Source organism: Microbispora corallina, from assembly GCF_016863035.1.
Taxonomy (GTDB): Bacteria; Actinomycetota; Actinomycetes; order Streptosporangiales; family Streptosporangiaceae; genus Microbispora; species Microbispora corallina.
The window spans coordinates 97,252-124,027 of the sequence record NZ_BOOC01000022.1; the positions used below are offsets into that span (position 1 = coordinate 97,252).

Consider the following 26,776-nt stretch of genomic DNA (forward strand, 5'->3'; position numbering starts at 1 on the left):
GTCGCGCGCTCACCCTCGTGATCTTGAAATTGCGATCACTCCCCCGAAAACGGGATGCGGGACGCGCCGGCCGTTCCTCCCGTGGTGCCCGTGGCCGTCCCGCTGCCCCTCGACCCCGCCGGCGCGCCGGAGTCAGTCCGGGAGACGGGCGGCGGCGGCCGTCAGCAGGGCGGCGGCGTCGCGGGTCAGGGGCTCGCCGTGCCCGAAGCAGACGATCTCGGGCTCCAGGGCGACCTGGCGGCGGAAGGAGTCCACGGCGGCCGCCGGGTCGGCGTTGAACACGCCGAGGATGACCTCGCCGTCCGGGGTGCGGGCGATCGTGTCGCCGGTGAACAGCACGCGCGGGCCGGGGAGGTAGAGCGCGAGGCTGCCGGGCGTGTGCCCGGGTACGGCGAGGGCCAGCGCCCCGTCGCCCATCTCGACCACGTCGCCGTCGGCGAGCTCCCGGTCGACGCGCACGGGCGCCACGGGGTCGTCCCGCGTCCCGGCCCGGACCCGCGCCAGCAGGTCGCGCTCCCAGTCCGACAGCTGCGGCGGCGGTCCCTCGGCCTCGCCGCGGATGAACGCCGCCTCGTCGCGGTGGGCGTGCACCACCACGTCCCCCCAGGAGGCGACGTCGGCGGCCGAGCCGGTGTGGTCGCCGTGGAAGTGCGTCAGCACCAGCCGCCGCACGTCCGCGGGGGTGTGGCCGAGCGCCCGCACGGCCTCCTCGATCAGCGGGGCCGACCCGGGGACGCCGGTGTCGACGAGCGTCAGCCCGTCCGGGTCGCGCCACAGATAGATGTGGCCGACGGGCATGCGCAGGACATGCAGGCTCGGGTGCAGCCGGACGAGATCCATGAGGTGACGCTAGGACGGGCGCAGCGGGCCCGTCCACGGCGTATGCTCTGCGCGGATCAGCCCAGGGCGTAGGCCGCCCACAGACGCCGTTCAGGCGCACCGGTCGCGGGTGCGGACGGGACACGCACCGCCCCGCACTCCGGGCTCGGGCCGGGATCGCGGGCGGCGCACAGCGCACCGCGGACGCTCCTCCCTCACCGGGACGCGGCGGCCGCCGTGAAAGTTTCCACGCTTCGGGCTGGTCGTGGACCATGGGACGTTGGAGCGTTTGACCCCCGATTCGGCGCATTCCTACCGTCGGCACGAGTTTGTCGAGGGAGGATCCGATGGCATCCCGGCTGAGGCTGTTGTGGACCACCGCGGTCGTGCCGCTGCTCGTCGCGGCGCTGGCCGTCACGGTGACGGTGAACCGCGACGAGGCGCGGGCGGCGGACGCCCCCTACAAGGACCCGAGTCTGCCGGTCGCGACGCGGGTGAACGACCTGCTGTCCCGGATGTCGCTGGACGACAAGGTCGGGCAGATGACCCAGGCGGAGCGGGGGGTGCTGTCGAACGCCTCCGACGTGGCGACCTACCGGCTCGGCTCCGTCCTGTCGGGCGGCGGGTCGGCGCCCTCGCCGAACACGGCGTCGTCGTGGGCGGACATGTACGACAACTTCCAGCGGCAGGCGCTCGCGACGCCGCTCGGGATTCCGATGATCTACGGCTCGGACGCCGTGCACGGCCACAACAACGTGGCCGGGGCCACGATCTTCCCGCACAACATCGGACTGGGCGCCACCCGCGACTCCGACCTCGTACGGCGGATCGGGACGGCCACGGCCGAGGAGGTCTCGGGAACCGGGGTCGACTGGACCTTCGCGCCCTGCGTGTGCGTCGCCCGCAACGACCGGTGGGGCCGCACCTACGAGTCGTACAGCGAGGACCCGCAGGTCGTCAGTCAGATGACGACGATCATCGACGGCCTGCAGAAGGCCGGGTCCGCCTCGATCATGGCGACCGCCAAGCACTACATGGGCGACGGGGGCACCACGGGCGGCAAGGACCAGGGCAACACCGAGCTGAGCGAGGCCGACCTCCGGGCCATCCACCTCGCGCCCTACCGGGCGGCTGTGCAGCGCAACGTGGCCTCGGTGATGGTGTCGTACAGCAGCTGGAACGGCGCCAAGATGCACGGCAACAAGTACCTGATCACCGACGTCCTCAAGGGCGAGCTCGGCTTCTCCGGCTTCGTCGTCACCGACTGGGCGGGCATCGACCAGCTCGACGGGCAGTCCGGGTTCACCGCCTCGGAGATCACCACCGCGATCAACGCGGGCGTCGACATGGTGATGGTGCCCAACGACTTCAAGACGTTCATCTCGCTGCTGAAGTCGGAGGTCCAGGCGGGCCGGATCCCGATGTCCCGGGTCGACGACGCCAACCGGCGGATCCTGACGAAGAAGTTCGAGTACGGGCTGTTCGAGCACCCGCTGACCGACCGGTCGTACACCTCCACCGTGGGCAGCTCCGCGCACCGCGCCCTGGCGCGCGAGGCCGTGCGCAAGTCGCTGGTGCTGCTGAAGAACGCCGGCAACGTGCTCCCGCTCGCCAAGAGCGGCGGCAAGATCTTCGTGGCCGGCAAGGACGCCGACGACATCGGCAACCAGAGCGGCGGCTGGACCATCAGCTGGCAGGGGTCCTCGGGCGCCACCACCACCGGCACGACGATCCTGCAGGGCATCCGCGCCGCCGTCGGATCGGGTGCGCAGGTCTCCTACAGCCGCGACGGCAGCGGCATCGACTCCTCCTACCGCGCCGCGATCGCGGTCGTCGGCGAGACGCCGTACGCCGAGGGACAGGGCGACCGTCCGGGGTCGATGAGCCTCGACTCGACCGACCTCGCGACGCTGCAGCGGCTCAAGGCGTCGGGGGTGCCGCTGGTCGTGGTGCTCGTGTCGGGCCGGCCGCTCGACATCGCCGCCCAGCTCGACCAGTGGAACGCGCTGGTCGCCGCCTGGCTGCCGGGCACCGAGGGCGCCGGAGTCGCGGACGTGCTGTTCGGTGACTACGCCCCCACCGGGAAGCTGCCCATGACGTGGATGCGCAGCGCCGACCAGGAGCCCATCAACGCGGGTGACGGCAAGCAGGCGCTGTTCGAGTTCGGCTACGGGCTGACCTACGCGGGCCCGTCGCCGTCGCCCAGCCCCTCACCGAGCCCGTCGCCGTCGCCGAGCCCGTCCCCCAGCCCCTCGCCGTCGCCCAGCCCCTCGCCGAGCCCCTCGCCCAGCCCCTCGCCGTCGCCCAGCCCGAGCCCGTCGCCGGGCGGCACGTGCACCGTGGCGTACAAGCCGAACGACTGGGGCGGCGGGTTCACGGCCGACGTGACGATCACCAACAGGTCGTCGAGCACGGTCAACGGGTGGACCCTCCAGTGGTCCTTCGGCGGCACCCAGAAGATCACGAACGCGTGGAACGCCACCGTCACCCAGTCGGGTCAGCAGGTCACCGCGAAGAACCTCTCCTACAACGGCACGATCGGCTCCGGAGGGACGGCCGCCTTCGGCTTCCAGGCCACCTACAGCGGCGCGAACCCGGCCCCCGCGGCGTTCACCCTCAACGGCGCCGCCTGCGCGGCCGGCTGACGCCGGAGGCGGGGCCGGGGGAAGCCGTCACAGCACCTGCGTGACGGCGACCCCGGCCCCCGCCGCGAACAGGACCAGGCCGACGGCGAGGAAGATCCCGCCGACCAGGATGCCGCTGCCGGTGACGCTGTCGATGCGGACCCGCGTCGGCTTCGCCGGGTCGTACAGGACCGGGACCTGCTGGCCCGGCCGCGCCGGCGGCGGGCTGCTGCCGAACGGCGTCTCGGCCTCGACCTGCTGGCCGTACACGGTGGTGAAGCGGATGGTCGGGTAGTACACGGTGCCGTCGTCGGAATGGCTCGCCCGCAGGCGGACGACGAGGCCCTGGGTGCGCTGCGCCCGCTTGCGGAAGTCGCGGGCGTTGATCGTCAGCCCTCCCCCGATGAGAGTGAAGATCAGGCCGATGCCGGCGAGGATGGCGGTGACGAGAGTGGTCTGTGACACGCTGGCACGGTACGGGCCGGCGCTTGCGCTCCGATTGCGGAACCCTTGCGGTCGGGCACAGGTCGCGACCGTCGGCTCAGGGACGCATCCGCAGGAGCGTCTCGGCCACGCCGACGACCGACTCTCCCAGGTCGAACCGGCTGAACAGGTGGATCTGCTCCCCCGCGTCGATCTCCAGCATCTCCGTGGTCATGCCGTACCGGCGGTGGGTGTCGACGCGGATGCGGTCGACGTCGTTCCAGGAGATGCGCTCCCGGCCGGCGAGCCCCGTCACCACCAGCCCGTCGTCGCCGGCGGACAGGCGCACGGGCGCGACCAGGTCGCGGACCACCAGTGCGCCGAAGCCGAGCGCGGCCACCCCGGCGAGGAAGAGCTGCCGGTGGTCGCCGAGGACCGCCAGCACCGCGCAGACGGCGGCGCCGGCGGCCTTCAGCGCCACGATCTGCCTGGGCACCCGCCACTCGTGCCGAGCCCCGTCAACACCTGCCATCGTGGCAGCGTAACCAATGAACGGCCGCCGCGCGGAGCGAGCGGAACCCCCGGCGTGATTTCAGGCGGGGCCCTCGTCCTCGATGCGCATGGCGCTCTCCTCCGGCGAGTAACCGCCGAAGTCGGGCCCGACGTCCTCGGCCACCATGTCCTTCTCGGTGTCCACGCCCATGCCGCCGTCCGGGTCCACGAGCCGGCCGGCCTCGTGGGGCTCCTCCGTGTCGTAGGAGGGCGCCTCCCGCTCGCCCAGCGCATCGGCCACCCCGTCGTCCGGCACGGCGGACAGCTCGTCCTCGGAGGAGTCGAGCAACTCGTCGTCGGCGGCCCCGAGCTTCGGCTCGCCCTCGGGCGGCACGCCGAACACCGGGTCCACGTCCGGCACCTCCCGCGACAGGCGCAGGTCGAGCGACTCGCCCTCGCGCATCTCGGTGGTCGTCGTGCCGTACTCGTCGAGACCCACCGGGCGCTCGCCGGGCAGCGGCTCCTCCTGCGGGTCCTGCGCCCACTGCTGTTCCGGCGTGCCCTCCTGCAGATCGGGAATACCCTCGTCCTCGAACCGCGAGCGCGGAGCGGGTTCTGGTCTGTTCTCTCTCATACCGGCCCCCATGCCCCGCCGGGTGGGCCTTAGACGTCGTCCCAGGTACGGCTAGTCGGCGATGCCGAAGACCTGGTGGACCGCCTCGGGCTGGTCCAGGACGGCGAGCATGTGGTGCGCCACGTTGGCGCGGGAGACGGTCACGCCGCCCCGGATGTTCCGCCCGCGCGCGACCCGGTAGACGCCGGTCAGCGGCCTGTCGGTGAGCCTCGGCGGCCGGCTGATCGTCCAGTCCAGCCCGCTCTCGCGGACGATGTCCTCGGTCAGCGCCAGGTCGGCGTAGTGCGCCCGGAACATCGCCCCGGCGAACCGGCTGCCGAGGTGGCGCATGAAGAAGCCGTCGCCCGGATCGTGCCGGGGAGGCGTGGGGCGGGCGGGCGACGGCACCGTCCCGATCGGCGCGGCGCTGACGACGACGAGCCGCCGCACCCCGGTCGCCCGCATCGCCGCGACGATGGCCCGGGTGCCCCGCGAGGTGATCCCCGCCTCCGTCCTCGGCCTGCGCGGCCCCAGCCCGGACAGGACCGCGTCGCTTCCCTGGACGGCCGAGGCGAGCACGGCCGGGTCCGCCGCCGTCAGGTCGGCGGCGACGACACGCGCCCGGCCGGCCAGGCTCTGGGGGTTGCGGGCGACCGCGGTGACGTCGTGTCCCGCGGCGACGGCCTGCTCGAAGACCTGCCTGCCGATGCCGCCGGTCGCGGCGAAGATCGTGAGTTTCATCGAGCGATCCTTCTCTACGAGATCAATAAGATATGAGACTCATACTATCTTCGGACATGCGAGGGCCCGGTCGCAGGGGTCGTTCTCCGGCCTCCGGGCCCGACGCGCGCGTCGCTCAGTCGCCCGCGAGGCGGCCGGTCGCCTGCTCGCCCGCGTCGGTCGTACGGCGCAGGAAGTCCGCCAGCACCTCCAGCTCCGCCTCGGTGTAGCCGGCGCAGATCTCGTCCATCGAGGCGCTCATCCCCGAGTAGAGCCGGAACAGCTCGCCGGTGCGCCCGGGCAGGGGGTGGACGGCGACGGCGCGGCGGTCGGCGGCGTCCGGGTCACGCCGCCGGTCGATCCAGCCGCCGCGCTGGAGCCGGTCGAGGATGCCTGTCATGGTGGCGGGGTGGAGCCCGGCCCGCCGGGCGAGGGCGCTCGGGCTGAGCGGCCCGTACCGGTGGACGATGTCGAGGCAGTGGAGGTCGACGTCCTTGAGCTCGGCCCGCGCGCTGATCTGGTGGTTGAGCAGGGACAGCTGGATGGCCAGCGCGCGCAGGGAGTCCTTGATGGCGGCGGTGGTCCGGCGGCGGCGCGCCGCGCCGGCGTCCTGGGGCGTTGTGGACGCCATGAAGTGCCGCCTCCCGCCGCGCCCGGTCTCCGTGTCGTCCCACATGATAAAGGGCGCCGGTGGCACGCGTCCCCGGCCGGTCCGCGTAAAAGGACGTGGTGGACGGCCGGGCGGAGGCGCAGCATCGGGGGCATGCCGACGATGACGGAACGACTTCTGCGCCTGTGGGAGCGCCCCCTGGACGGGGACGCCGAGGCGGCCTTCCGCGAGGTGTACGCGGATCCCGTACGGGTGAACGGCGGCCTGCTCCCGGTCTCCGGGCTGGTCGAGCGGGCCCGTGCCCTGCACACGGCCTACGAGGGACGCGTGACGGAGCTGGTCGACGAGATCGAGACGCCCGGCCGGCTCGTCGTCGGCTTCCGCATGCGGGCCCGGCACACCGGGCCGCTCCAGACGCCCCTCGGGACCGTGCCGCCCACCGGCCGGGAGGTGGTGATCCGGGTGACCGACATCCTCACGGTCGAGGACGGCCTGATCACCGACATCTGGATGGTCGCCGACGAGCTGGGCCTGCTGCTCCAGCTCGACGCCGTACGGGCGGCCGAGGGGGTCAGGTGACCGGGATGATCCTGGCCTCGCGGAGCCGGCCCCCGGCGATGTCGAGCACGCCGATCGTCCCGTGCGGCTGGCGGCGGCGGTCGGTGGGCGAGCCCGGGTTGAACACCCGGACGCCGTCGCCCTCGACGTCCATCGGGATATGCGAGTGGCCGAAGACGACGAGGCCGGCGCCGGGGAAGCGCCGACTCATGCGCGCCGTCCTGCCGGCCGCCTGGCCGCTGTCGTGAATCATGGCCACCCGCAGACCGTAGAGGTCCAGCTCCAGCGTCTCGGGGGCGCCCCAGGCGGCGACGTCGGGCCCGTCGTTGTTGCCGAGCACGGCGTGCACCGGCGCGTACGCGGACAGCTCGTCGAGCACGCCGGCCGTGCACACGTCGCCCGCGTGGAGGATCACGTCCGCGTGCCGCAGGTACCCGGCCACGGCCGGTGGGCAAACCTTCCACCGGCGCGGCGCGTGGGTGTCGGACAGCACGACGACGTTCACTCTTCCATCTTCACCTCAAGTCCGAGGTGCCAAATCGCGTAAACGGGGAATAGGAACCCACGTTGCTCTGTCCCCCAGTCCTGCAATCCCTACGCCGGTCCCCAGCCGGCGCCGCTCGGGAGGAATCGCATGAGCAGGCAGATCGCCGACGGCTTCCAGGCCCCCACGCTGTCCGAGCTCGAGGCGCGGGTTCGCGGGCTGGAGAGCCAGGTCGCCCACCTCACCGAGCTGGTCAAGGCCCTCTCCTCGCAGAACGGAGACAGCCGCTGACCTCGTCCCCGGCCTTCTGACACGGCGCCGCATCTCCCGATGCGGGCCGTTCTTCGCGTGCCGTCCGGTTCTCCTCAGGCCACCTCGATGTAGTCCAGATTGGGGCAGCCGCCCGCCGTCGTGGCGGTGAGCCGGACGGTGTTGGACCCCGCGGCGAGCGGCACCGTCAGCGTGTCGGTCGCCCAGGTGTCCCAGTTCGCCGTCGCCGGGTAGCTCCGGGTGGCGGCCGCCGCGCCGTTCACGGCGATCGCCATGGGACGGTCGACCGCCGTGCCGTTGGAGTAGCGGATGCGCAGCGTCCTGCTGCCCGCGGCCGCGGCGGTGACCGTGAACTGGACGTACGCGCCCGCGACGTTGTCGGTGTTGACGAACCCGGTGCCGCTGAAGCCGGTGTGGTCCGACTCGGCGGCGCCCTGGGAGATCGTGGCGTTCTCCGCCTCGTAGCGTGCGGCGGGCGGCGGCTGGGTCGTCGAGATGTCCTTCCCGTTGACCGTGACGCCGGCGAGGACCAGGTTGTCCACGTAGTTCACGGTGGGCGCGGCCGTGGTGACGTTCGTGAACGTGCTGTTCGAGATCGTCACGTTCCTGATGTGGTCGGCCGAGCGGCCGTCCAGGGCGAACGCCTGCGCGGCGCCGTCGACGGTGATCCGGTCGGCCGTGATGTCTCCCACGGCGGGCGGGAGCGAGCCGCCGGTCTCGTAGTTGAGCGTGACGTAGAGCGCCGCGCGCTCCAGGCCGTGCCCGGTGACGCGGCGCAGGTGGACCCCCTCGATGAAGCCGCCCCGGTTGAAGCTGGTCTTCACGTAGAGGGCGTACTTGCAGGGATAACGGCCGGGGAAGTCAGCCGGGTTGACCTGGCAGTCCTGGGCGAAGACGTTCCGCACGCCGCCGGACGCCTCGCTGCCGATCGTGACGCCGCCCCACCGGCCGCTGAATTTGCAGTTCTCGATGACGATGTTCTGGCTCGGCCGGTTCACGCGGCGGCCGTCCCGGTCGCGGCCCGACTTGACGGGGATGCAGTCGTCGTTGGTGTCGAACCGGCAGTCGTGGATGTGCACGTCGGTGCAGGAGTCGGGGTCGCAGCCGTCGCCCTGGGAGTTCGTGCTGCGGAAGGTGACGCCGCGGACGGTCACGTTGACGCAGTACACCGGGTGCAGCGTCCACATGGCCGGGTTGGTCAGGGTCACGCCCTCGACCAGGACGTTGGTGCAGTTGTAGAGGCCGATCATGTTGGGCCGCAGCTTGTGGCCCTCCCCGAACTGCCGCTGGTCGACGGGCGTGTCGTCGGCGCCGTACTGGCGGAGCCTGTCGCTGTCGGCGCCGCCGCTCCCCATGGAGGACCAGTCGCCGGCGGGCGCGTTGCCGTCGATCGTGCCGGTGCCGCTGATCGCGATGTTGGTCCTGCCGTTGGCGTAGATGAAGGGCGAGAAGTTGTAGCACTCGATGCCCTCGTACCGGGTGAACACGTTCGGCTGGTAGGAGCCGTGGTCGGTGCGGAACCTGATGGTGCCGTTCACCTGCAGCCGGACGTCGGACAGCAGGTGGATCTTGCCGGTGCGGTACGTCCCGGAGGGCACCAGGACGGTGCCGCCGCCGGCCGCGTTGCAGGCCGCGATCGCCTTGGCGAAAGCGGGCGTGCAGTCGGTCGTGTTGTCGCCCACCGCGCCGTACGCGGTGATGTCGAACGTCCTGTCCGGGAAGGCGGGCGGGACGATCCGGGCCAGGATGGCCGGGACCTGGTCCCACGGGGAGGCCGCGGCCGCCTGGGGAGCGGGGGTCGCGGCGGCGGCCCGGCCGGTCAGGAGCGGGGCGGGCAGCAACGCGCCGCCCGCGACCAGTCCGGCGGCCCTGAGGAATTCGCGTCGGGAACCATGCATGTCGGAAGAGCCCATCGTGATCGGGTCGCGCCCGGCGGGCGCGGGAGAGCGGGGACGGCCGGGCCCGCGGTGCGTCTTGGGCGCGGACCCGGGCGGTTCGGGCGGGGTGGGCGGCCGTGGAGGTCAGGGGCCGGTGACGTCGAGACAGTCGAGGTTGGGGCAGCCTTCGGCGGTGGTCGCGGTGGCCCGGACCGTGTTGGTCCCGGCCCGCAACTGGGCCGTGACGGTCGCGGACGCCCAGGCGTCCCAGCTCCCGGTGCCGGGGAAGGCCTTGCCGGCCGCGACGACCGTCCCGTTGACCGCGATGTCCATCGGCCGGCCGGAGGTGGCGCCGTTGGCGTACCGCAGCAGCAGCGTGGCCGTGCCGGCCGAGGCGGCGCTCACCGTCCACTCGACGTGGCTGCCCGCCACGTTGACCGTGTCGACGAAGCCGGTGCCCGAGTAGCCGGCGTGGTTGGCGGCCACCGCGCCCTGCGATATCGCCGCGTCCTCGGCCTCGTAGCGGACCGCCTTCGGCCCTCCGCCGTAGAGCGTGCCGTTGATCCGGACGTTGCTCAGGACCACCCCGTCGGCGTTGGAGATCTGCGGCGCGGGGGTGTCGATGGAGGTGAAGGTGCTGTTGCTGATCGTGACGTTCGCGATGTGGCTCACCGAGGAGCCGGACAGCTTGATCGCGAACGGCGAGTCGTCGACGGCCAGCCCGTCGACCGTGATGTTCCGTACGACCGGGTCGGCGACGGGACCGTAGCCGGGGCCGGTGAGGCTGTAGTTCATGTCGACGAAGAGGCCGCCGCGGTCGCAGGGGCCGCCGGTGAGGTTCCGGACGTGGATCCCGTCGACCACGCCCCCGCGCCGGTTGTTGGTCTTGATGTAGACCGCGTAGAAGGAGCGGTAGCTCGAACCGGAGAGGATCCGGTTGTCCTGAGCGAAGACGTTGCGGACGCCTCCCGACATCTCGCTGCCGACCGTGATCGCGCCCCACCGCCCGTAGTAGGCGTTGTTCCGGATCACGATGTTCTCGCTCGGCACGCCGACGCGGCGTCCGTCGACGTCGCGGCCCGACTTGACGACCGTCCCGTCGTCGCCGGTGTCGAACGAGCAGCCCTCGATGAGGACGTCCGCACAGCTCTCGGGGTCGCACCCGTCGACCATCGCGCCACGGCTGTAGACGGTGACGTTCCGCACGGTCACGTTCCGCGACAGCACCGGATGGATCGTCCACATCGCCGGGTTCCTGAGGTGGACGTCCTCGATGAGGATGTTCGAACAGTTGTAGAGCTGGATCATGTTCGGCTTGAGGTAGTGCCCGTCGCCGAACCGCCGTTGGTCGACGGGGACGCCGTCCACCGCCATCTGCTGCAGCCGGTCCCAGTCGGGCCCCCGCTTGTCGTCGAAGCCGAACCACGGTCCCGCCGCGGCGTTGCCGTCGATCGTCCCCGGCCCGGTGATCGCGACGTTCGTCCGCCCGTACGCGTAGATGAAGGGCGAGTAGTTGTAGCACTCGATGCCCTGCCAGCGGGTGAACACCGTGGGCAGGTAGGAGCCGGCGTCGCTGCGGAAGCGGACGGTGGCGCCCGCGTCCACGTGCAGGTTCACGTCGGACAGCAGGTGGATCTTGCCGGTGCGGTACGTCCCGGAGGGCACCAGGACGGTGCCGCCGCCGGCCGCGTTGCAGGCCGCGATCGCCTTGGCGAAAGCGGGCGTGCAGTCGGTCGTGTTGTCGCCCACCGCGCCGTACGCGGTGATGTCGAACGTCCTGTCCGGGAAGGCGGGCGGGACGATCCGGGCCAGGATGGCCGGGACCTGGTCCCAGGGCGACGCGGCGTACGCCGGCCGGGTGAGCGGCCCGGCGAGCAGCACGCCGCCGGCCGCGACGCCCGCGCTCTTGAGGAAGTGTCGCCTGTGCACGTGGGTCCTCCGGGGGGTGGAAGGGCGAGTGGCCGCGCCCCGGTCCCTGAGGCGCGGCCACCGCCGTCTCAGGTGATCGTGACGCGGAAGATCCGGTCCGATCCGGGCGCGGCATCGCCGTTGTTGTCGCAGTTGGTGGTGCTGAGCCACAGCTGGTCGGCGCCGGGCACCGTGACGACCGTCCGCAGGCGCCCGTAGGCGCCGACGTAGTACGCGGTCGCGGCGCCCACGCTTTCGCCGCTCCCGATGGGGATCCGCCACAGCCGCTCGCCGCGCAGCGCCGCCATGTAGACCACGTTCCTGACGATCGCGATCGCGCTGGGCGAGGCCGTGTTGACGGGCCAGGTCGCCTTGGGGTTGGTCATCCCGGACACGCCGCAGGCGCCCTCACAGGTCGGCCAGCCGTAGTCGAGCCCCGGCTTGATCAGGTTGAGCTCGTCGTACGTGTTGTTGCCGAACTCCGCCTCCCAGAGCCGGCCTTGGGAGTCCCAGGCGAGGCCCTGCGGGTTGCGGTGGCCGTAGCTGTAGACGAGCGTGCCGAACGGGTTGCCCGGGGCGGGCTTGCCCGCGGTGGTCATCCGCAGGACCTTGCCGTTCAGCGAGTCGCGGTCCTGGGCGAGGTCGCTCTGCTGGCCGTCGCCCGTCGTGGCGTACAGGTAGCCGTCGGGGCCGAACGCCAGGCGGCCGCCGTTGTGGTACAGGCTCTTCCTGATGCCCTGGACCAGGACGGTGTAGCCCGACAGGGACGTCCCGTCGAAGGTCATCCGGACGATCCGGTTGCCCTCCGAGGCGGAGTGCATGAAGTAGACGTGGTGGTTGGTGCTCCAGTTCGGGTCGACGGCCACCCCCATCAGGCCGCCCTCGCCGGCGTCGGTGCCCGTGGTGACGACGTTCGGCACGGTCCCGACCAGGGTCCTGGCGCCCGAGAGCGTCACCTTGTAGACGCGGAACTGGCCGGACACGACCTTGTCGTCCCGTTCGGTGACCAGGGCCGTCTTTCCGTCGGGCAGCCACGCCATCCCCCAGGGGATCGTCCAGCCCGAGGAGATCTGGGTGATCGCCGAGGGGACGCCGCCGTCGGACGACCCGCAGGACGGCGTGGTGAAGGTCACCGTGTTGCTCGCGGCGGACTCGTTGCCGGCCGCGTCCCTTGCCACCACGTGCAGGGAGTAGGGGCTCCCGCAGGCCAGGCCGGTGACGGTGGCCGACGTGCCGGGCGGGGCGCCCGCGACGGTCGCGTAGTCCGTCGTGCCGCTGCGGACGCGGTACTCCGTGACCCCGACGTCGTCCGCCGAGGCGGTCCACTTCAGCGTCACGCTGCCCGCGGTCAGCCCGGAGTAGGCCAGGTTGGACGGCGCGGTCGGCGCCTTGGTGTCGCCGCTCCGCAGGGTGGTGCAGATCGCCTGCGCGCTGGGCGGCGAGACGTTGCCCGCCGCGTCCCTGGCGAACACCGACAGGCGGTACTCGGTGTTCGGGGTGAGGCCGCTGATCCGCGCCGAGGTGACGTTCCCCGCCTCGGCGATCTTGTTGCCGTCGTTGTAGATGTCGTAGGCCGCGACGCCGGCGTCGTCGGTGGACGCGCCCCAGTTCAGCGTGAGCGAGGTCGAGCCGACGGAGGAGCACGACGGCCGGCCGGGCGTGCTCGGCGGCACCGTGTCCGCCGGGTCGCCGACGACGAGCGAGTCGAGGTTCGGGCCGCCGTTCGCCGAGGTGGCGGTGGCCCGGACCGTGTTCGGCCCTGACTTCAGGCTCGCGTTGACGCTGAGGGTCTGCCAGGCGTCCCAGCCGCCCGTGCCGGGGAAGACGAGGTTCGTCACGACCGTGCCGTTCACGACGACGTCCACGGGCCGGGCCACCGTCGTGCCGTTCGCGTAACGGAAGGTCAGGCCGTACGTCCCCGCGCCGTTAGCGCTCACGGCGAACTGGACGTAGGAGCCGGTGGTGTTGACGTAGTCGACGAAGCCGCTGCCGGTGTACCCGGAGTGGTTGTGGGCGGCCGTGCCCTGGGAGATGGTCGCGTCCTCGGCCTGGTACGTCGTCGCGGCGGCGGCCGGGCCGGCCACCCCGAGAAGCCCTCCCAGCAGCGCGGCCGCGACGACCACGGCGCGTGCTGCGGGCCTTCCAGATCTCATGGGATTCCTCCTGAGCGGTCTGCCGATGCAGACGGCGATGAGGCGAAAGGTTGGACCTCTGGCACCGTGATCCCACACATCACGACTGTTTGTCAACGCTGCGCGACACGTCCAGGACCGCCGGCTCTCGACTTCGCGGCTCCACGAGGCGGCCGCCGCCGAGAGTGGTCGCGGCGCGTTCATCGAGGCAGTTGATATCTCAATATATCGATTATGGGACCCTTATCGCTGGTCGAGGTGTCCCCTTGCGCAGATTGTTGCTCCGTTCTGTGGACCGGCCTCACCTTCGTCGTGTATGTGTAGTGCGGACAGGACGCTGCGGACGGTTGGACCTCTTCCCGCGGCGGCCCCCCTCCCCCCGAGGCGGACGACCGGGCGGCATGACGGCCACTGTCATGTCGCCTGGACCCTGCACCACAGATACATCGGACGATTCCCCCCGTCGCCGAGCTAAGGAGACCGTCAGGTGTTCCTTCAGATCCGAGGTCCGAGAGCGCTCACGGCCGCGCTCGCGCTCATCGCGCCACTCGTGGCGGGCCTCCTGCCCGCCTCCGCCGCCGCCGGCAGCGCCGTCTACGAGGCGGAGAACGCCACGATCTCGCAGGGCGCCGTGGCGAGCGACCATCCCGGGTACACCGGCACCGGCTTCGTGGACTACACCAACGTCGCCGGCGGGTACATCCAGTGGACCGTCGCCGCGACCAGCGCCGGACGCCGGACCCTCACCCTGCGGTACGCCAACGGCACCGGGTCGGACCGCCCGCTGACCGTCAGCGTCAACGGGACCGCCGTGGCCACCTCGCTGTCCTTCCCCGGCACGGGCGGCTGGGACGCCTGGGCCACCCGGCAGGTCACCGCCGACCTCGCCGCCGGGACGAACGTCGTCAGGGCGACGGCCACGGGCTCCAGCGGGGGCCCCAACGTCGACTCGCTGACGGTCGCCGACGGCGCGCCCGCCACCGACTGGTCCACGGCAGTGGTCGAGTCGACGATGGCCCGCTACACCCCGTCGACGATCGGCGGCTGGAGCTACCCGGTCGGGCTCTACCTCTACGGCCAGTACCTCGTCTACCAGCGCACCCACGACCCCCGCTACCTGCAGTACATCAAGGACTGGGCCGGGCGCTTCGTGGACGCCGACGGGAACATCGGCCAGAGCTTCGGCAGCCTTGACAGCATGCAGGCCGGCAACATCCTGCTCGTCCTGTACAAGGAGACCGGCCAGAGCCGGTGGCGGGTGGCCGCCCAGAAGATCCGCACCCGGCTGAACAGCTACCCCCGCACCTCCGACCGCGGCTGGTGGCACGCCGACAACGACTCCCGCCAGGGCCAGCTCTGGGGCGACGGCGTCTTCATGGTCGACCCGTTCGTGATCCGGTACGGCCATCTGCTGGGCGACGCCGCGTGGGGCGACGACAACGCGGCCGAGCAACTGGCCGTCTACGCCAGGCACCTCCAGCGGACCACCGGCCCGCAGGCCGGGCTCCTCTGGCACGCGTACGACGAGCCCGGAGGGCTGACCGCGAGCTGGGTCCACCCGGAGCTGGGCAACACCAACGGCATCACGTGGTGCCGCGCCGAGGGCTGGTACGGCATGGCGATCACGGACATCCTCGAACTGCTGCCCGCCGACCACCCCCGGCGCGCCGCGCTGATCGACATCACCCGCAAGCTCGTCGCCGCGTTCGCCGCGTACCAGGACCCGGCCACGGGCCGCTGGTGGCAGGTCGTCGACAGGCAGGGGGCGTCCGGGAACTGGCTGGAGACCTCCTGCTCGGCCATGTACACCACGACGATCTCCCGGGCGGTCGAGCGCGGGTACGTCGACCCGGGCTACCAGGTCTACGCCGACCGGGGGTACCGGGGCGTGCTGGCCGAGGTGTCGCTCGGATCGGACGGCCGCACGAACATCAGGGACATCTGCGTCGGCACCAACGCCAGCGACTCCCTCGACTTCTACTACGGCCGCCAGCGGGCGACCAACGACAACCACGGCCTGGGCGCCTTCCTCATCATGAACGAGCAGATGATCAAGACCGGCCGGGCCTGACCGGCGGCCCGTGCGCTCCACGCATGACTTCACCCACCCGACCCCCTCCACGAGGTGACCCCCATGACCCGGACCCGCGCCCTCCCGCCCGCGCTCTGCGGACTCGCCCTGCTCGGCGCCCTGTCCCCCGCCCTGTCCCCCGCCTCCCCGGCCCACGCCGCCTCCTGGCAGCTCAGGTGGTCGCCGTCCGCCGCCAAGGACGGGCTCGCCGCGTTCGAGGGCGTCGAGGACGACCGGGCCGGCTCCCACCCCGGCGTGACGCACATCTACGTCCAGGGCGACGCCTACCGGTTCGACATGCACATGCGGGACCGCGACAGCTCAACCGACCGGCAGCGCCAGGAGGTCAAGGGCATGCGCAGCCCTGCGGGCGGGCCGTACCTCGTCTGGAAGAAGGGCCAGACCTGGCGGCTGACCTACGCCATGTACATCCCGGGTTCGCTGAAGGCCACGACGACCTTCACGCACATCATGCAGATGAAGATGCCCGGGAACGACAGCTCGCCGATCCTCACCACGTCCCTGCGCCGGTACGGCAGCACCCCGAAGATCGAGCTCAAGGTGGAGAACTCGGGGAACGCCCTGGTCGGGGCCGCCGACCTCGCCCCGCTGCAGAACAAGTGGATCAACGTCGAGTTCGAGATGAGGATCGACGACGCCCCGAACGGGACGGTCCACTGGGTGATCCGCGACGGCTCCACGACGGTCCTGGACGCCACCAAGACCAAGCTCGACACCTGGCTGAGCGACCGGGTCCGCCCGAAGTGGGGGATCTACCGGTCGCTGGGCGACAAGTCGGGCTCGCTCCAGGACTGTTACCTGCTGCTGCGCGACCTCAAGGCGTACCAGCTCGCCTGACGGGCGGCCGGCGGGCCGGCTGGGGGCTGGTTCGGGGCGTCTGCGCGGAGCGGGCCGGAGCGGGCTTGGCGGCCTGGCTCCTGGCCCGCGTCTCAGCCTGGCCCTGGGGCGACGGCCGGCGGGCCTGCGAGGAGCCGGGCGGGGACCCGGCAGGGGTGACGGGGGACGGCTCGGGCGGGGACGCCGGTAAGCCCGTCGCCGGCCAGGGCCGGGCGGGGGCGGGTGACGGGGCCCGGGCGGGAGCGGTCGCCCGCGGGACGTGCTCCCGCCCGTACGTCTCCCGTCCGGTGGCGGCGGCCATGACCCCCAGCGCGACCAGCGTCACGACCGAGATGACCACCAGCGCCAGCAGGACGAGTGCCGTAACGGCCGCCAGGGAGACGGCCGCTCCCAGCAGCTCCACCATCGCGTGCCCTCCACAGATCGACCCCGACATCCGGTGTTCCCGCACGGGAGAGCGCCGCGACGCGGCGGGCGAGCGGGAACGTCCGGGCAGCGTGTGCCTTGCCCGTATCCGTCCTTGTCATGCCTTACCGATCCGCCACCGCTGAGCGACTCAGGGGGAGCACGTCGAGGCGGCGGAGGATCATCCCCTCGCGGAGCGCCCAGGGGCAGATCTCCAGCTGCGGCAGCTCGAACAGGTCCATGGCGGCGTCGGCCACCACGGCCCCGGCGAGCAGCTGCTCCGCCCGGCCCGCCGACACGCCGGGCAGCTCGCTCCTGCGGGCCACCGGCATGCGGGCGAGCCGGTTCGTCCAACCGGTCAGGTCGTCGTGGGCCAGCGTCCGCTTGACGTACGGCCCCTCGCTGGAGGGGGCCGCGCCCGCGATCCGCGCGAGCTGGCGGAACGTCTTGGACGTCGCCACGACGTGGTCGGGCCTGCCGTACTTGGTGACGACGCCGACGGTCCGCGCGATCTGGGTGCGGGCGTGCCTGCGCAGCGCGCGGACCTCGTCCGGGTCCGGCGGGTCGCCGGTGAACCAGTCGCGGGTCAGCCGGCCCGCCCCGAGAGGCAGCGAGGCCGTCACGTCGGGCTCCTCGTCGATCCCCGACGCGATCTCCAGTGAGCCGCCGCCGATGTCCACGACCAGCAGGCGGCCGTACGACCAGCCGAACCAGCGGCGGACGGCGAGGAACGTGAGCCGCGCCTCGTCGTCGCCGGACAGGACCTGGATGTCCACCCGGGTGTCGGCCTTGATCTGGGCGAGGACCTCCTCGCCGTTCACCGCGTCGCGCACGGCGGAGGTGGCGAACGCCACGAGGTCCTCGACGCCCTTGTCCTCCGCGATGACCATGGCCTCCTGGACGAACCTCGCCAGGCGGGCGGCGCCCTCGCCGGAGAGGCGGTCGCCGTCCACGATGTGCTCGGCCAGCCGCATCTCCTCCTTGTGGGAGAAGGCGGGCAGAGGGCGGGCGCCCTGGTGCGCGTCCATCACCAGCAGGTGCACCGTGTTGGAACCGACGTCCAGGACTCCGAGTCGCATGGCCATGACGCTACAGCCTGCGACCGGGCAGCCGCTCCCGGGCACCGGCTTCCGCGATCACTCGTCCCCCGCCACGTCGACGAGCACCTTGCCGACCGTGCCGGCCTCGACCGCGTCGTGGGCCTCCGCCGTCCGCTCCAGCGGGAACCGGTGCAGCGGCAGCCCGGCCTCGGTGCCCACCCGGATCGCCCCGGCGGCGACGGCCGCGGACACGTCCTCCACCGCGGCCAGCTTGGCGGCCTCCGTCACGGTGTAGACGAGGACGAACTGGTAGCGGATGTTGCGGGTGAACAGCTCCCGCACCCGCACCGTGATCTCGTCTCCGCCGTTGTTGGCGTAGACGGCCACCACCCCGTCGGGCGCGAGCACCGCGGCGTCGAGCCCGGCGTTCGGCCCGGGTGCCACCTCGACCACGATGTCGATCCCGTCCGGCGCGGCCGCCCTGATCGCCCCGGCCGCGTCCTCCTCCCGGTAGTTCACGACGTGGGACGCGCCGGCGGCGCGGGCGAGCGCGGCCTTCTCCTCGCTGCTGACCGTGGTGACGACGACCGCTCCGGCCCAGCGGGCGAGCTGGATGGCGGCGTTGCCCACGGCCCCGGCGCCGCCCGCGACCAGCACCGTCCTGCCGTCGAGGGCGCCGGGGGCGAGCCGGTCCGGGCCGCCGTCCGCCACCGTGAGGCAGCGGTGGGCGGTCAGCGCCGGGATGCCGAGCGACGCGCCGAGGTCGAAGGACGCGCCGTCGGGCAGCGGGACGGCCTGACGCTCGGGCAGCACGACGTACTCCTGGGCCGTGCCGCCGGGACGCTGCCAGGCGGCCTCCCACAGCCACACGCGCTGCCCCGTCCGAAGGCCCTCCACCCCGGGGCCGATGGCGTCCACCACGCCCGAGCCGTCCTGGTTCGGGACGGCTTCGGGGAACTCCAGCCGGCCGCGCCGGGACTTCCAGTCGGTCGGGTTGACCCCCGACCTGACCACGCGGACCCGGACCTCCCCCGGTCCCGGTTCGGGCACGGGCCGCTCGGCCTCCCGCAGGACGTCGCTGTCGCCGGTCTTCTCGTACACGATCGCTCTCATACCGGCTCCAATTCCCTCGTACATGAGGGTATTCCGGCCGGGGCCAGGCCGGTGATTCGACGCCCCCGCCAGGGGTACTGCAACCGCCGATCGGCGAGGAGACGATGTCCATGGGCGTCACGCAGAGATTCGGGAGCCGCTCCGGCGGCACGCCGGGCGACCGGCAGAGCGGCGGCACGTGGGGCGGCTGGACCCGCGGCTGGACGGGGAGCTGGGCCAACGGGTGGGCGGGCGGCCGGTTCGGGAGGCGGTTCGGCCGCCGGGCGCGGGCGCTGCGCTCGACCGCACGGGACGCGTTCGGGTGGCAGCAGCTGCGGCCGGGCCAGCAGGAGGCGATGGAGCACCTGCTCGCGGGACGCGACGTGCTGCTCGTCATGCCGACCGGGGGCGGCAAGTCCGCCGTCTACCAGGTGCCCGGCCTGCTGCTCGACGGTCCGACCGTCGTGGTCTCCCCGCTCATCGCCCTGCAGCGCGATCAAGTCATGAGCCTGCTCAAGGCCGGCGCCGCGGGCGCGGTGGCGGTGAACTCGGCCGGGTCGGTGGAGGCCGGGCTCGACCAGGTGACGGCCGGAGCCGCGGAGTACGTCTTCCTCTCCCCCGAGCAGCTCGCCAAGCCCGACGTCGTGGAACGGCTCGCGCAGGCCAGGCCCTCGCTGATCGCGGTGGACGAGGCGCACTGCGTGTCGGCGTGGGGCCACGACTTCCGGCCGGAGTACCTGCGGCTCGGCAAGGTCATCGAGGCGCTGGGCCACCCGCCGGTGATCGCGATGACCGCGACGGCGGCCCCGACCGTCCGCGAGGAGATCGTCGAGTCCCTCGGGATCATGGGGGCCCAGCAGATCGTCCGCGGGTTCGACCGGCCCAACCTCGACCTGGAGGTCCGCCGGTTCACCTCCGACGACGACAAGCGCCGGGCGCTCGCCGGCCACGCCGCGGCGCTTGAGGGCGTCGGCCTCGTCTACGTGGCCACCCGGCGGCAGGCGGAGGAGTACGCCGAGGCGCTGCGCGGACGGGGCCGGCGGGCCGAGCCGTACCACGCGGGCATGGCGTCCAAGGAGCGTCGCCGGATCCACGAGATGTTCCAGGACGACGACCTCGACGTGGTGGTGGCGACCTCGGCGTTCGGGATGGGCATCGACAAGCCGGACGTGCGGTACGTGCTGCACGCCGCTCCCCCGGAGTCGCTCGACGCGTACTACCAGGAGATCGGCCGGGCGGGACGCGACGGCAACCCCGCGGCCGCGGTGCTGTTCTACCGGCCCGAGGACCTGGGCCTGCGCAAGTTCTTCACCGGCGGCCGGGCCGACGAGGACCTGATGCGGCGCATGGCCGTCGTCGTCCGGGAGCACGGCGGCGAGGTGGCCTCCGCCGAACTCCGCGAGCTCGTCGGCGTCGGCGCGGCCAAGCTCGCCTCGCAGCTCAACCTGCTGGAGCGCACCGGCGCGATCGAGGTGGCCCACGGCGGCGGGCTCAGGTACGCGGACGACGGGCCTTCCCCCGACGAGGCCGCCGCCCGCGCCATGGAGATCGACGCGACCCGGCACCGGCTGGAGGACTCCCGGCTCGCCATGATGCGCGGCTACGCCGAGACGACCGGCTGCCGGCGGCGCTTCCTGCTCGAGTACTTCGGCGAGCCGTACGAGCGGGCCTGCGGCGCCTGCGACACCTGCCGGGCGGGCACCGCCGCCACCCCGGAGACCGGCGACGGCCCCTACTCGATGCACGCGAGCGTCCGCCACGCCGAGTGGGGGCACGGGGTCGTGATGAGCCGCGAGGCGGACCGCATCACGGTGCTGTTCGACGAGGTGGGCTACAAGACGCTGGCTCTGGGCGTGGTCGACGACGTGCTCGACCTCACCTGAGCGATTGGTCGCTGTTAGCGATGAAATGATTACTCTTCGTGGCATACGTCCCCTTGCAGGGGTTCCAACCCGGCGCCCACACTCGAAAGCGGGAGATGTCGTATTCCACGGGGGTGATGGGGGTGCACGGGGAAAACAGCACCTACGAGACGTGGCCGTTCGAGTGCCTGCACTGCCTGCGGGTGTGGGAGGAGGAGTACCTGGTCCAGCGGGTCCCGGACGGGCACGGCGCCGACGTCGCCGTGTGGACGCGGGGCGGGGTGCAGGTCCAGCCTCCCTGGTCCGGGATGATCTGCCCCGAGTGCGGCTGCGGCACCGTGACGACGTTCCCCATCGGCTACCTCGCCCACCACAAGGAGATCCCCCTGACCCGTCCCGGGCCCGGCGCGGACGCCCCGGCGCGCCGGCCGAGGGCGCCGCTCGCGCCGCACACCGTGACGACCCTGGCGATCGTCCTGCTGGCCGGCCTCGGGCTGTACCAGCGCGTGCGCTGACCCCGGTCAGGCCGCCGTCTCCGAAGCCGCCGCCTCCGCCGTCGCCTCGGCGGTCGTGGGGAGCGCGGCGGACGGATAGTAGGAGATCCAGTCCGCGTCGGACATGCGCAGGATCCTCAGGCCGATCGAGCCGAGGGCGACCAGCGGCAGCGTCCACAGCACCACCGTGGCCGGTCCGTACGGCACGGGCAGCGCGCCGATGTAGCCGACCGCGGCCAGCGCGGGGACCCACCACCGGACGAACCCGGCCCGCCACACGGCGACCGTCACCAGCGGCACGCCGAACAGCGCGAAGAACAGCCACGGCATCTGGTAGCCGAAGATGACGCCGGGGAGGCCGAGGACCTCGTTGGTGAGCCGCTCCGCCTCCGCCACCGGGTAGTGCCGGCCGAACCACCACTCGACGGGGTCGACCAGCATGAGCGCCGACATGTTGATGGCGCCGAGGACCGACACGACCCCGGCGACGTGGCCGAGCACGACGGCCCTGCGCCGCACCACGTGCAGCACGCCGATCACCGCCACCGCGGTGAGCAGCCAGCTCCAGTGGAACAGCACCGACTCCAGCTGGGCGAGCGCCGGGTTGTCCCCATAGCTCACGGCCTCGCGGTCGTCGCCCCAGGTCCCCGGGTCCACGATGACGGCGAGCATCAGCAGGAGCGGGGCCAGGACCAGCAGTGCGCCCGTGGCGACGCGCCTGAACCTCGCGGATTGGGTGAACATCGTTCCCTCCTCGGCTGTGCCGTCGCGGCGCTTCCCGGGACGGCTTCCTTCCGGTCGAGCCGCCGGGTGCGACGGCTCCTGTCTCGTTCCGGACCGGAACGGTAGGCCCGCGACGGGCCACGCCTCGTCCGCCGTGAGGCTGATCCGCCGTCACCCGCGGAGGCGACCCGGGACGGCGGGATATTGACGGCCCTCCGGGCCGCGGGTACGTTCACCTCAAAACTAAAAGGAAACCTTACTAATAGTTTCCCTCAGCGTCACAGGCAGGAGCGTCCCCGATGCCGCGATCCCCGCCCGTATCCGTTCGTCCGGCCTGTGCCCGCACCGTTTCCGCGACCGGCTCCGCCGTCTCGCGCGCGTCCACCGCACCCCTCCCCCCGCCATCAGCCCATGGACGTGGAGCACCACATGAAACGAAGGATCATCCCGACTCTCCTCGCGGCCCTGGGGGCACTGCTGATCCCCCTGGCCGTCTCGGCGCCCGGCGCGTACGGCGCCGTGACCGTCCCGATCCGCGCCGACGCCAACGGCCCCGCCTTCACGGACGGCTCGGGCAACACCTGGTCGGCCGATAAGGCGTACTCCAGCGGGAGCTGGGGCTACGACACGCTCTACGGGGCGAGCTCGACGAGCAGCCCGATCGCCGGCACCGCCGACGACGCGCTCTACCAGACCTACAACCTGTTCAGCGGGTGGACGGGCTACAAGTTCGACGTGGCCAACGGCACCTACCAGGTCACGCTGAAAATGGTCGAGGACTGGGCGAACGCCGCGGGCCAGCGCAGGTTCGACGTGCGCGCCGAGGGCGTCACCGTGCTCACGGCCTTCGACATCTACGCCGCCTGCGGCGCGCTGACCGCCTGCGACAGGACGTTCACCACGACGGTCTCCGACGGCCAGCTGAACGTGCAGTTCAACATGAACGGCGGGGCCAACTACGCCACCGTCTCGGCGATCTCCGTGACCGGCGGCACGGGCGGAGGCGGGGACACCACCGCGCCGAGCGCGCCCGGCAACCTGCGCGTCACCGGCACCACCTCCTCCAGCGTCGCCCTCGCCTGGGACGCCTCCACCGACAACGTCGGCGTGACCGGCTACAACGTCTACCGCGGCAGCACCCTCGTCACCACCGTCACCGGCACCTCCTACACCGACACCGGCCTCGCGGCCAGCACCGCCTACAGCTACACCGTCAAGGCCAAGGACGCCGCCGGAAACCTCTCCGCCGCCAGCAACGGCGTCACCGGCACCACCCAGAGCACCGGAGGCGGCGGTGGCGGCAACAAGCTGCTCGGCTACTTCGCCGAATGGGGCGTGTACGGCCGCCAGTACTTCGTGAAGAACATCGAGACGAGCGGCTCGGCCGCCAAGCTCGGCTACATCAACTACGCGTTCGGCAACGTGACCAACGGCCAGTGCGCGATCGGCGACTCCTACGCCGACTACGACATGGCGTACACGACCGCGTACAGCGTGGACGGCAAGGCCGACACCTGGGACGCCGGCGTGCTGCGCGGCAGCTTCGGCCAGCTCCGCAAGCTCAAGGCCCTCCACCCGGGCCTGAAGATCCTCTGGTCGTTCGGCGGCTGGACCTGGTCTGGCGGGTTCGCGCAGGCCGCGGCCAACCCCACGGCGTTCGCCAACTCCTGCTACAGCCTCGTGGAGGACCCGCGCTGGGCCGATGTGTTCGACGGCATCGACATCGACTGGGAGTACCCGAACGCCTGCGGGCTCAGCTGCGACAGCAGCGGCACCGCGGCGTTCAAGAACCTCATGGCGGCACTGCGCGCCAGGTTCGGGCCCAACTACCTGGTCACCGCGGCCATCACGGCGGACGGCACCAACGGCGGCAAGATCGACGCCGCCGACTACGGGGGCGCGGCGCAGTACGTCGACTGGTACAACGTCATGACGTACGACTACTTCGGCGCCTGGGCGGCCACCGGCCCGACGGCGCCGCACTCACCGCTCACCTCCTACAGCGGCATCCCGACCGCCGGGTTCTATTCGGACGCGGCGATCCAGAAGCTGAAGAGCAAGGGCGTGCCGGCGAGCAAGCTGCTGCTCGGCATCGGCTTCTACGGCCGCGGCTGGACCGGCGTCACCCAGGCCGCCCCCGGCGGCTCGGCCACCGGCGCGGCCCCCGGCACCTACGAGGCCGGCATCGAGGACTACAAGGTCCTCAAGAACACCTGCCCCGCCACCGGGACCGTCGCCGGCACGGCGTACGCCAAGTGCGGCGGCAACTGGTGGAGCTACGACACCCCGAGCACCATCGGGGGGAAGATGAGCTACGCGAAGAACCAGGGCCTCGGCGGTTCGTTCTTCTGGGAGCTCAGCGGCGACACCACGAACGGCGAGCTCATCACGGCCATGAAGAACGGCCTGGGATGAGCGCGTAGGACCGGCTGATCCACACCGGCCGGGGAGGGCGCGCCGAACGTCTTCGGTGCGCCCTCCCCGGCCGGCACCGTCTCCATGCCCCGTCTTCATGCCCCGTGCCCACGCCCCCTCGCGCTCGGCCCTGCCCCCGTGCCCGCGTGCTCCACGTGCCAGGCGCTGCACCCGTGCCCGCGGCAGCGGCACGGGAGCGGGGGCGCGGGCGGCTGGCGTGGTCAGCCCACGTGGACCTGGGGGCGGCGGGCGACTTCGGGCTCGGCCTTGCGGATCACCTCCCGCGTCAGCGGGGGCACGTCGCCGCCGCCGAAGACGAGGTAGCGCAGCAGCGCGCCGACGGGGTTGCCCTCGGCCCAGTGGAAGTACACGTGGGGCCGCTTGCCCGTCATGTCGCGCAGGGAGAACAGGATCGCGGCGATCGTGTTGGCCACGGCGGGACTGGTGACGGTCAGCACCTTGTAGCCGTGGCGGGTCTCCCCGCGGACGCACAGCTCGGACTCGAACTCGGAGGCGTCCCCGAGCGTGACCTCCAGAAAGATCATCGGCTCGTCGTCGGGCAGGTGGTGGTACTCCCGGGTCTCGCGGTCCTTCTCGGCGTACTCCGCGGGATCGCGCGCGTCCGGCTCGTTGGCGATGAGCCGGAGCTCGCCGTCGATGCCCGTGACGATCTCCCTGGCCGTCTCGTCGAGCTCCACGTCCGTGGCGCGCAACTCGGTGCTGCGGGTGGCCCGGGAGATGAGCGAGGTGACCACGATGGCCAGGACGAAGAACAGCGCGATCTGCAGGCCGTCGGGGCGCTCCCGGATGTTCTCCACCGCCGCGTAGACGAGCACCGCCGCGATGAGGCCGAACAGGACCGCGCGGACTGTGCGGCCCTCGACGAACGCGGTGATCGTCACGGCCGCCGCCGCGGACAGGATCAGCGCGAGCACGCCGGTGGCGTACGCCCCGCCCTGGGGCTCGACCTGGGCGCCGAAGAGGATCGTGATGCCGAAGGAGATCACGGTGAAGACCAGGACCAGCGGGCGCACCGCGCGAGCCCAGTCGGGGGCCATGCCGTACCGGGGAAGGTAGCGGGGGACGATGTTGAGCAGGCCGGTCAGCGCCGACGCCCCGGCGAACCAGAGGATGGCGATGGTGCTCACGTCGTAGGCCGTGCCGAACCAGTCGCCGAGGTACTGATGGGCCAGGTAGGCGAGCGCGCGGCCGCTGGCCTTGCCGCCCTCCTGGAACTCCTTCGCCGGGATGAGCACGCTCGTCGCGACACTGCTGGTGAGCAGGAACACGCTCATGATCAGGGCGGCGGTCGTCAGCAGCCGGCGGGTGCCCCGGATGCGCTGCTCCAGGTCACCGTTGACCTGCGGCATCACCGCGACGCCGGTCTCGAAGCCCGACAGGCCGAGCGCCAGCTTCGGCAGCACGAGGAGCGACATCGCCACCATGGCGATCGGCCCGGAGTGCTCGGTCGTGAGCGCGTGCTGCCAGCCGCGGAGCAACTCGGGGTGGACGACGACCTCGCGCAGGGCCACGGCCACCACCACGACGTTGAGCGCGAGATAGGTGGCGACCAGCACGACGGCGAGCCCGATGGCCTCGCTGAACCCGCGCAGGAAGATCCCGCCGAGCACCGCGATGAGCAGCAGCGTGATGGGGACGCGCTGCCCGTCGAGGAACGCCGGGACGAACGGGTTCTGCAGGATGTGGGCCGTGGCGTCGGAGGCCGACAGCGTGATCGTGAAGACGAACGCCGTCGCCACGAAGCCCAGCAGCACGAGCACGAAGAGCTTGCCCCACCAGCGGGGAAGCAGCCGCTCCAGCATCGCGATCGAGCCCATGCCGTACGGGCTGCGCTCCGCGACGGCGCGGTAGGTGGGCAGCGCGCCGAACAGCGTGAGCGCCACCAGCAGCGACGTCGCGATCGGCGACAGCGCGCCCGCGGCGAGCGCCGCGATACCGGGCTGGTAGCCGAGGGTGGAGAAGTAGTCGACGCCGGTGAGGCACATGACCTGCCACCACGGGTGCCGCTTGCCCGGCTCGTCGGCGTGGGGGCCGGCGGAATGGCGGTCGCGCTGGAGGCCCTCGAGCAGCCAGGCGCGCACGGGCCCCGTCTCCTCCTGGGTGGACGTGGTCAACCCGCTCACTCTCCTTGTCTCGTGGTGACCCGCTGCCCATGCGGGCGGCTCTCACGCCGGCGCCGCCGGCACAGCTGGACAGACGATATCGGTGCCGCCGCGGTTCCCGGCGGGAAGATCGCCTCCTGTGGAAAACCCCGTGGGCACAGGC

Annotated in this window: 23 protein-coding genes; 8 read left to right on the top strand and 15 right to left on the bottom strand. The window is 72.0% G+C overall.

Annotation, left to right across the window (positions count from 1 at the left end; all coding sequences use genetic code 11):
• Positions 1 to 132: 132 nt before the first annotated feature.
• Positions 133 to 840 (bottom strand): MBL fold metallo-hydrolase, encoded by a 708-nt coding sequence (locus Mco01_RS22035; protein ID WP_204058790.1) that lies wholly within the window; start codon positions 838 to 840, stop codon positions 133 to 135.
• 326 nt (positions 841 to 1,166) lie between these two features.
• Between Mco01_RS22035 and Mco01_RS22040 the strand changes: the two genes are divergently transcribed.
• Complete coding sequence (locus tag Mco01_RS22040) at positions 1,167 to 3,464, top strand: glycoside hydrolase family 3 N-terminal domain-containing protein (RefSeq protein WP_275410543.1); 2,298 nt, start codon at positions 1,167 to 1,169, stop codon at positions 3,462 to 3,464.
• Between the two features lie 27 nt (positions 3,465 to 3,491).
• Here Mco01_RS22040 and Mco01_RS22045 read toward each other — a convergent pair whose 3' ends face one another.
• The 5 genes from Mco01_RS22045 to Mco01_RS22065 all read right to left on the bottom strand — a co-directional run bounded on the left by Mco01_RS22045 (position 3,492) and on the right by Mco01_RS22065 (position 6,322).
• The gene (locus Mco01_RS22045; RefSeq protein ID WP_204058791.1) at positions 3,492 to 3,908 is read right to left on the bottom strand and encodes a DUF3592 domain-containing protein; all 417 of its coding nucleotides are present in this window, start codon (positions 3,906 to 3,908) and stop codon (positions 3,492 to 3,494) included.
• A gap of 76 nt (positions 3,909 to 3,984) precedes the next feature.
• A complete protein-coding gene (locus Mco01_RS22050) occupies positions 3,985 to 4,398 on the bottom strand; it encodes a PH domain-containing protein (RefSeq protein WP_204058792.1) in 414 nt (137 codons plus the stop codon).
• Between the two features lie 60 nt (positions 4,399 to 4,458).
• Positions 4,459 to 4,992: a DUF5709 domain-containing protein gene (locus Mco01_RS22055; RefSeq protein WP_204058793.1), complete on the bottom strand. Its 534-nt coding sequence runs from the start codon at positions 4,990 to 4,992 to the stop codon at positions 4,459 to 4,461.
• A 51-nt stretch (positions 4,993 to 5,043) separates the two neighbouring features.
• On the bottom strand, positions 5,044 to 5,712 hold the full coding sequence (locus Mco01_RS22060; RefSeq protein ID WP_204058794.1) for an NAD(P)-dependent oxidoreductase: 669 nt from the start codon (positions 5,710 to 5,712) through the stop codon (positions 5,044 to 5,046).
• Positions 5,713 to 5,827: 115 nt separating this feature from the next.
• Positions 5,828 to 6,322, bottom strand: coding sequence for a MarR family transcriptional regulator (locus tag Mco01_RS22065; RefSeq protein ID WP_204058795.1), 495 nt, complete (start codon positions 6,320 to 6,322; stop codon positions 5,828 to 5,830).
• A gap of 132 nt (positions 6,323 to 6,454) precedes the next feature.
• On the opposite strand from Mco01_RS22065, the gene Mco01_RS22070 reads away from it, so the two are divergent.
• Positions 6,455 to 6,880, top strand: coding sequence for an ester cyclase (locus Mco01_RS22070; protein WP_204058796.1), 426 nt, complete (start codon positions 6,455 to 6,457; stop codon positions 6,878 to 6,880).
• On the opposite strand, the gene Mco01_RS22075 is transcribed toward Mco01_RS22070, so the two are convergent.
• The gene (locus tag Mco01_RS22075) at positions 6,873 to 7,364 is read right to left on the bottom strand and encodes a metallophosphoesterase family protein (RefSeq protein ID WP_204058797.1); all 492 of its coding nucleotides are present in this window, start codon (positions 7,362 to 7,364) and stop codon (positions 6,873 to 6,875) included. The genes Mco01_RS22070 and Mco01_RS22075 overlap by 8 nt on opposite strands.
• A 129-nt stretch (positions 7,365 to 7,493) precedes the next feature.
• Here Mco01_RS22075 and Mco01_RS22080 point away from each other — a divergent pair, with 129 nt between their 5' ends.
• Positions 7,494 to 7,634: a hypothetical protein gene (locus Mco01_RS22080; RefSeq protein WP_157099276.1), complete on the top strand. Its 141-nt coding sequence runs from the start codon at positions 7,494 to 7,496 to the stop codon at positions 7,632 to 7,634.
• A 74-nt stretch (positions 7,635 to 7,708) separates the two neighbouring features.
• Here the strand turns inward: Mco01_RS22080 and Mco01_RS22085 are convergent, their stop codons facing one another.
• From Mco01_RS22085 to Mco01_RS22095, 3 genes are all read right to left on the bottom strand, one after another.
• Complete coding sequence (locus tag Mco01_RS22085) at positions 7,709 to 9,511, bottom strand: glycosyl hydrolase family 28 protein (RefSeq protein WP_204058798.1); 1,803 nt, start codon at positions 9,509 to 9,511, stop codon at positions 7,709 to 7,711.
• Positions 9,512 to 9,634: 123 nt separating this feature from the next.
• A complete protein-coding gene (locus Mco01_RS22090) occupies positions 9,635 to 11,419 on the bottom strand; it encodes a glycosyl hydrolase family 28 protein (RefSeq protein ID WP_204058799.1) in 1,785 nt (594 codons plus the stop codon).
• Positions 11,420 to 11,487: 68 nt separating this feature from the next.
• Entirely contained in the window at positions 11,488 to 13,551 is a 2,064-nt protein-coding gene (locus tag Mco01_RS22095; protein ID WP_204058800.1) for a PQQ-dependent sugar dehydrogenase, read from the bottom strand.
• Between the two features lie 466 nt (positions 13,552 to 14,017).
• On the opposite strand from Mco01_RS22095, the gene Mco01_RS22100 reads away from it, so the two are divergent.
• Both Mco01_RS22100 and Mco01_RS22105 read left to right on the top strand, forming a co-directional pair.
• Positions 14,018 to 15,601: a glycoside hydrolase family 88 protein gene (locus Mco01_RS22100; protein WP_204058801.1), complete on the top strand. Its 1,584-nt coding sequence runs from the start codon at positions 14,018 to 14,020 to the stop codon at positions 15,599 to 15,601.
• A gap of 63 nt (positions 15,602 to 15,664) precedes the next feature.
• Positions 15,665 to 16,459: a heparin lyase I family protein gene (locus Mco01_RS22105; protein ID WP_204058802.1), complete on the top strand. Its 795-nt coding sequence runs from the start codon at positions 15,665 to 15,667 to the stop codon at positions 16,457 to 16,459.
• Here Mco01_RS22105 and Mco01_RS22110 read toward each other — a convergent pair.
• From Mco01_RS22110 to Mco01_RS22120, 3 genes are all read right to left on the bottom strand, one after another.
• On the bottom strand, positions 16,437 to 16,865 hold the full coding sequence (locus Mco01_RS22110) for a hypothetical protein (RefSeq protein ID WP_204058803.1): 429 nt from the start codon (positions 16,863 to 16,865) through the stop codon (positions 16,437 to 16,439). The two genes, Mco01_RS22105 and Mco01_RS22110, sit on opposite strands and share 23 nt — an antisense overlap.
• A gap of 124 nt (positions 16,866 to 16,989) precedes the next feature.
• Positions 16,990 to 17,943, bottom strand: coding sequence for a Ppx/GppA family phosphatase (locus Mco01_RS22115; RefSeq protein WP_204058804.1), 954 nt, complete (start codon positions 17,941 to 17,943; stop codon positions 16,990 to 16,992).
• A 57-nt stretch (positions 17,944 to 18,000) separates the two neighbouring features.
• The gene (locus tag Mco01_RS22120; RefSeq protein ID WP_204058805.1) at positions 18,001 to 19,017 is read right to left on the bottom strand and encodes an NADPH:quinone reductase; all 1,017 of its coding nucleotides are present in this window, start codon (positions 19,015 to 19,017) and stop codon (positions 18,001 to 18,003) included.
• Positions 19,018 to 19,127: 110 nt separating this feature from the next.
• Between Mco01_RS22120 and Mco01_RS22125 the strand changes: the two genes are divergently transcribed.
• Together Mco01_RS22125 and Mco01_RS22130 are read left to right on the top strand one after the other, a co-directional pair.
• Complete coding sequence (locus Mco01_RS22125; RefSeq protein ID WP_204058806.1) at positions 19,128 to 20,879, top strand: RecQ family ATP-dependent DNA helicase; 1,752 nt, start codon at positions 19,128 to 19,130, stop codon at positions 20,877 to 20,879.
• 95 nt (positions 20,880 to 20,974) lie between these two features.
• A complete protein-coding gene (locus Mco01_RS22130; protein WP_204058807.1) occupies positions 20,975 to 21,373 on the top strand; it encodes a hypothetical protein in 399 nt (132 codons plus the stop codon).
• Positions 21,374 to 21,379: 6 nt separating this feature from the next.
• On the opposite strand, the gene Mco01_RS22135 is transcribed toward Mco01_RS22130, so the two are convergent.
• Positions 21,380 to 22,096, bottom strand: coding sequence for a hypothetical protein (locus Mco01_RS22135; RefSeq protein ID WP_204058808.1), 717 nt, complete (start codon positions 22,094 to 22,096; stop codon positions 21,380 to 21,382).
• 408 nt (positions 22,097 to 22,504) lie between these two features.
• On the opposite strand from Mco01_RS22135, the gene Mco01_RS39840 reads away from it, so the two are divergent.
• Complete coding sequence (locus Mco01_RS39840; RefSeq protein ID WP_204058809.1) at positions 22,505 to 24,490, top strand: glycosyl hydrolase family 18 protein; 1,986 nt, start codon at positions 22,505 to 22,507, stop codon at positions 24,488 to 24,490.
• A gap of 221 nt (positions 24,491 to 24,711) precedes the next feature.
• On the opposite strand, the gene Mco01_RS22145 is transcribed toward Mco01_RS39840, so the two are convergent.
• Positions 24,712 to 26,625: an APC family permease gene (locus tag Mco01_RS22145; protein ID WP_239103813.1), complete on the bottom strand. Its 1,914-nt coding sequence runs from the start codon at positions 26,623 to 26,625 to the stop codon at positions 24,712 to 24,714.
• Positions 26,626 to 26,776: the final 151 nt, after the last annotated feature.

What these genes read in the sequence shown, in the direction of transcription:
- Mco01_RS22060 (WP_204058794.1), bottom strand. Translation starts at nt 5,712, where the DNA reads ATGAAACTCACGATCTTCGCCGCGACCGGCGGCATCGGCAGGCAGGTC.
- Mco01_RS22105 (WP_204058802.1), top strand. Translation starts at nt 15,665, where the DNA reads ATGACCCGGACCCGCGCCCTCCCGCCCGCGCTCTGCGGACTCGCCCTG.
- Mco01_RS22115 (WP_204058804.1), bottom strand. Translation starts at nt 17,943, where the DNA reads ATGCGACTCGGAGTCCTGGACGTCGGTTCCAACACGGTGCACCTGCTG.
- Mco01_RS22085 (WP_204058798.1), bottom strand. Translation starts at nt 9,511, where the DNA reads ATGCATGGTTCCCGACGCGAATTCCTCAGGGCCGCCGGACTGGTCGCG.
- Mco01_RS22120 (WP_204058805.1), bottom strand. Translation starts at nt 19,017, where the DNA reads ATGAGAGCGATCGTGTACGAGAAGACCGGCGACAGCGACGTCCTGCGG.
- Mco01_RS22130 (WP_204058807.1), top strand. Translation starts at nt 20,975, where the DNA reads ATGTCGTATTCCACGGGGGTGATGGGGGTGCACGGGGAAAACAGCACC.
- Mco01_RS22110 (WP_204058803.1), bottom strand. Translation starts at nt 16,865, where the DNA reads ATGGTGGAGCTGCTGGGAGCGGCCGTCTCCCTGGCGGCCGTTACGGCA.
- Mco01_RS22050 (WP_204058792.1), bottom strand. Translation starts at nt 4,398, where the DNA reads ATGGCAGGTGTTGACGGGGCTCGGCACGAGTGGCGGGTGCCCAGGCAG.
- Mco01_RS22040 (WP_275410543.1), top strand. Translation starts at nt 1,167, where the DNA reads ATGGCATCCCGGCTGAGGCTGTTGTGGACCACCGCGGTCGTGCCGCTG.
- Mco01_RS22035 (WP_204058790.1), bottom strand. Translation starts at nt 840, where the DNA reads ATGGATCTCGTCCGGCTGCACCCGAGCCTGCATGTCCTGCGCATGCCC.
- Mco01_RS22070 (WP_204058796.1), top strand. Translation starts at nt 6,455, where the DNA reads ATGCCGACGATGACGGAACGACTTCTGCGCCTGTGGGAGCGCCCCCTG.
- Mco01_RS22080 (WP_157099276.1), top strand. Translation starts at nt 7,494, where the DNA reads ATGAGCAGGCAGATCGCCGACGGCTTCCAGGCCCCCACGCTGTCCGAG.
- Mco01_RS22125 (WP_204058806.1), top strand. Translation starts at nt 19,128, where the DNA reads ATGGGCGTCACGCAGAGATTCGGGAGCCGCTCCGGCGGCACGCCGGGC.
- Mco01_RS22055 (WP_204058793.1), bottom strand. Translation starts at nt 4,992, where the DNA reads ATGAGAGAGAACAGACCAGAACCCGCTCCGCGCTCGCGGTTCGAGGAC.
- Mco01_RS22095 (WP_204058800.1), bottom strand. Translation starts at nt 13,551, where the DNA reads ATGAGATCTGGAAGGCCCGCAGCACGCGCCGTGGTCGTCGCGGCCGCG.
- Mco01_RS22065 (WP_204058795.1), bottom strand. Translation starts at nt 6,322, where the DNA reads ATGGCGTCCACAACGCCCCAGGACGCCGGCGCGGCGCGCCGCCGCCGG.
- Mco01_RS22135 (WP_204058808.1), bottom strand. Translation starts at nt 22,096, where the DNA reads ATGTTCACCCAATCCGCGAGGTTCAGGCGCGTCGCCACGGGCGCACTG.
- Mco01_RS39840 (WP_204058809.1), top strand. Translation starts at nt 22,505, where the DNA reads ATGAAACGAAGGATCATCCCGACTCTCCTCGCGGCCCTGGGGGCACTG.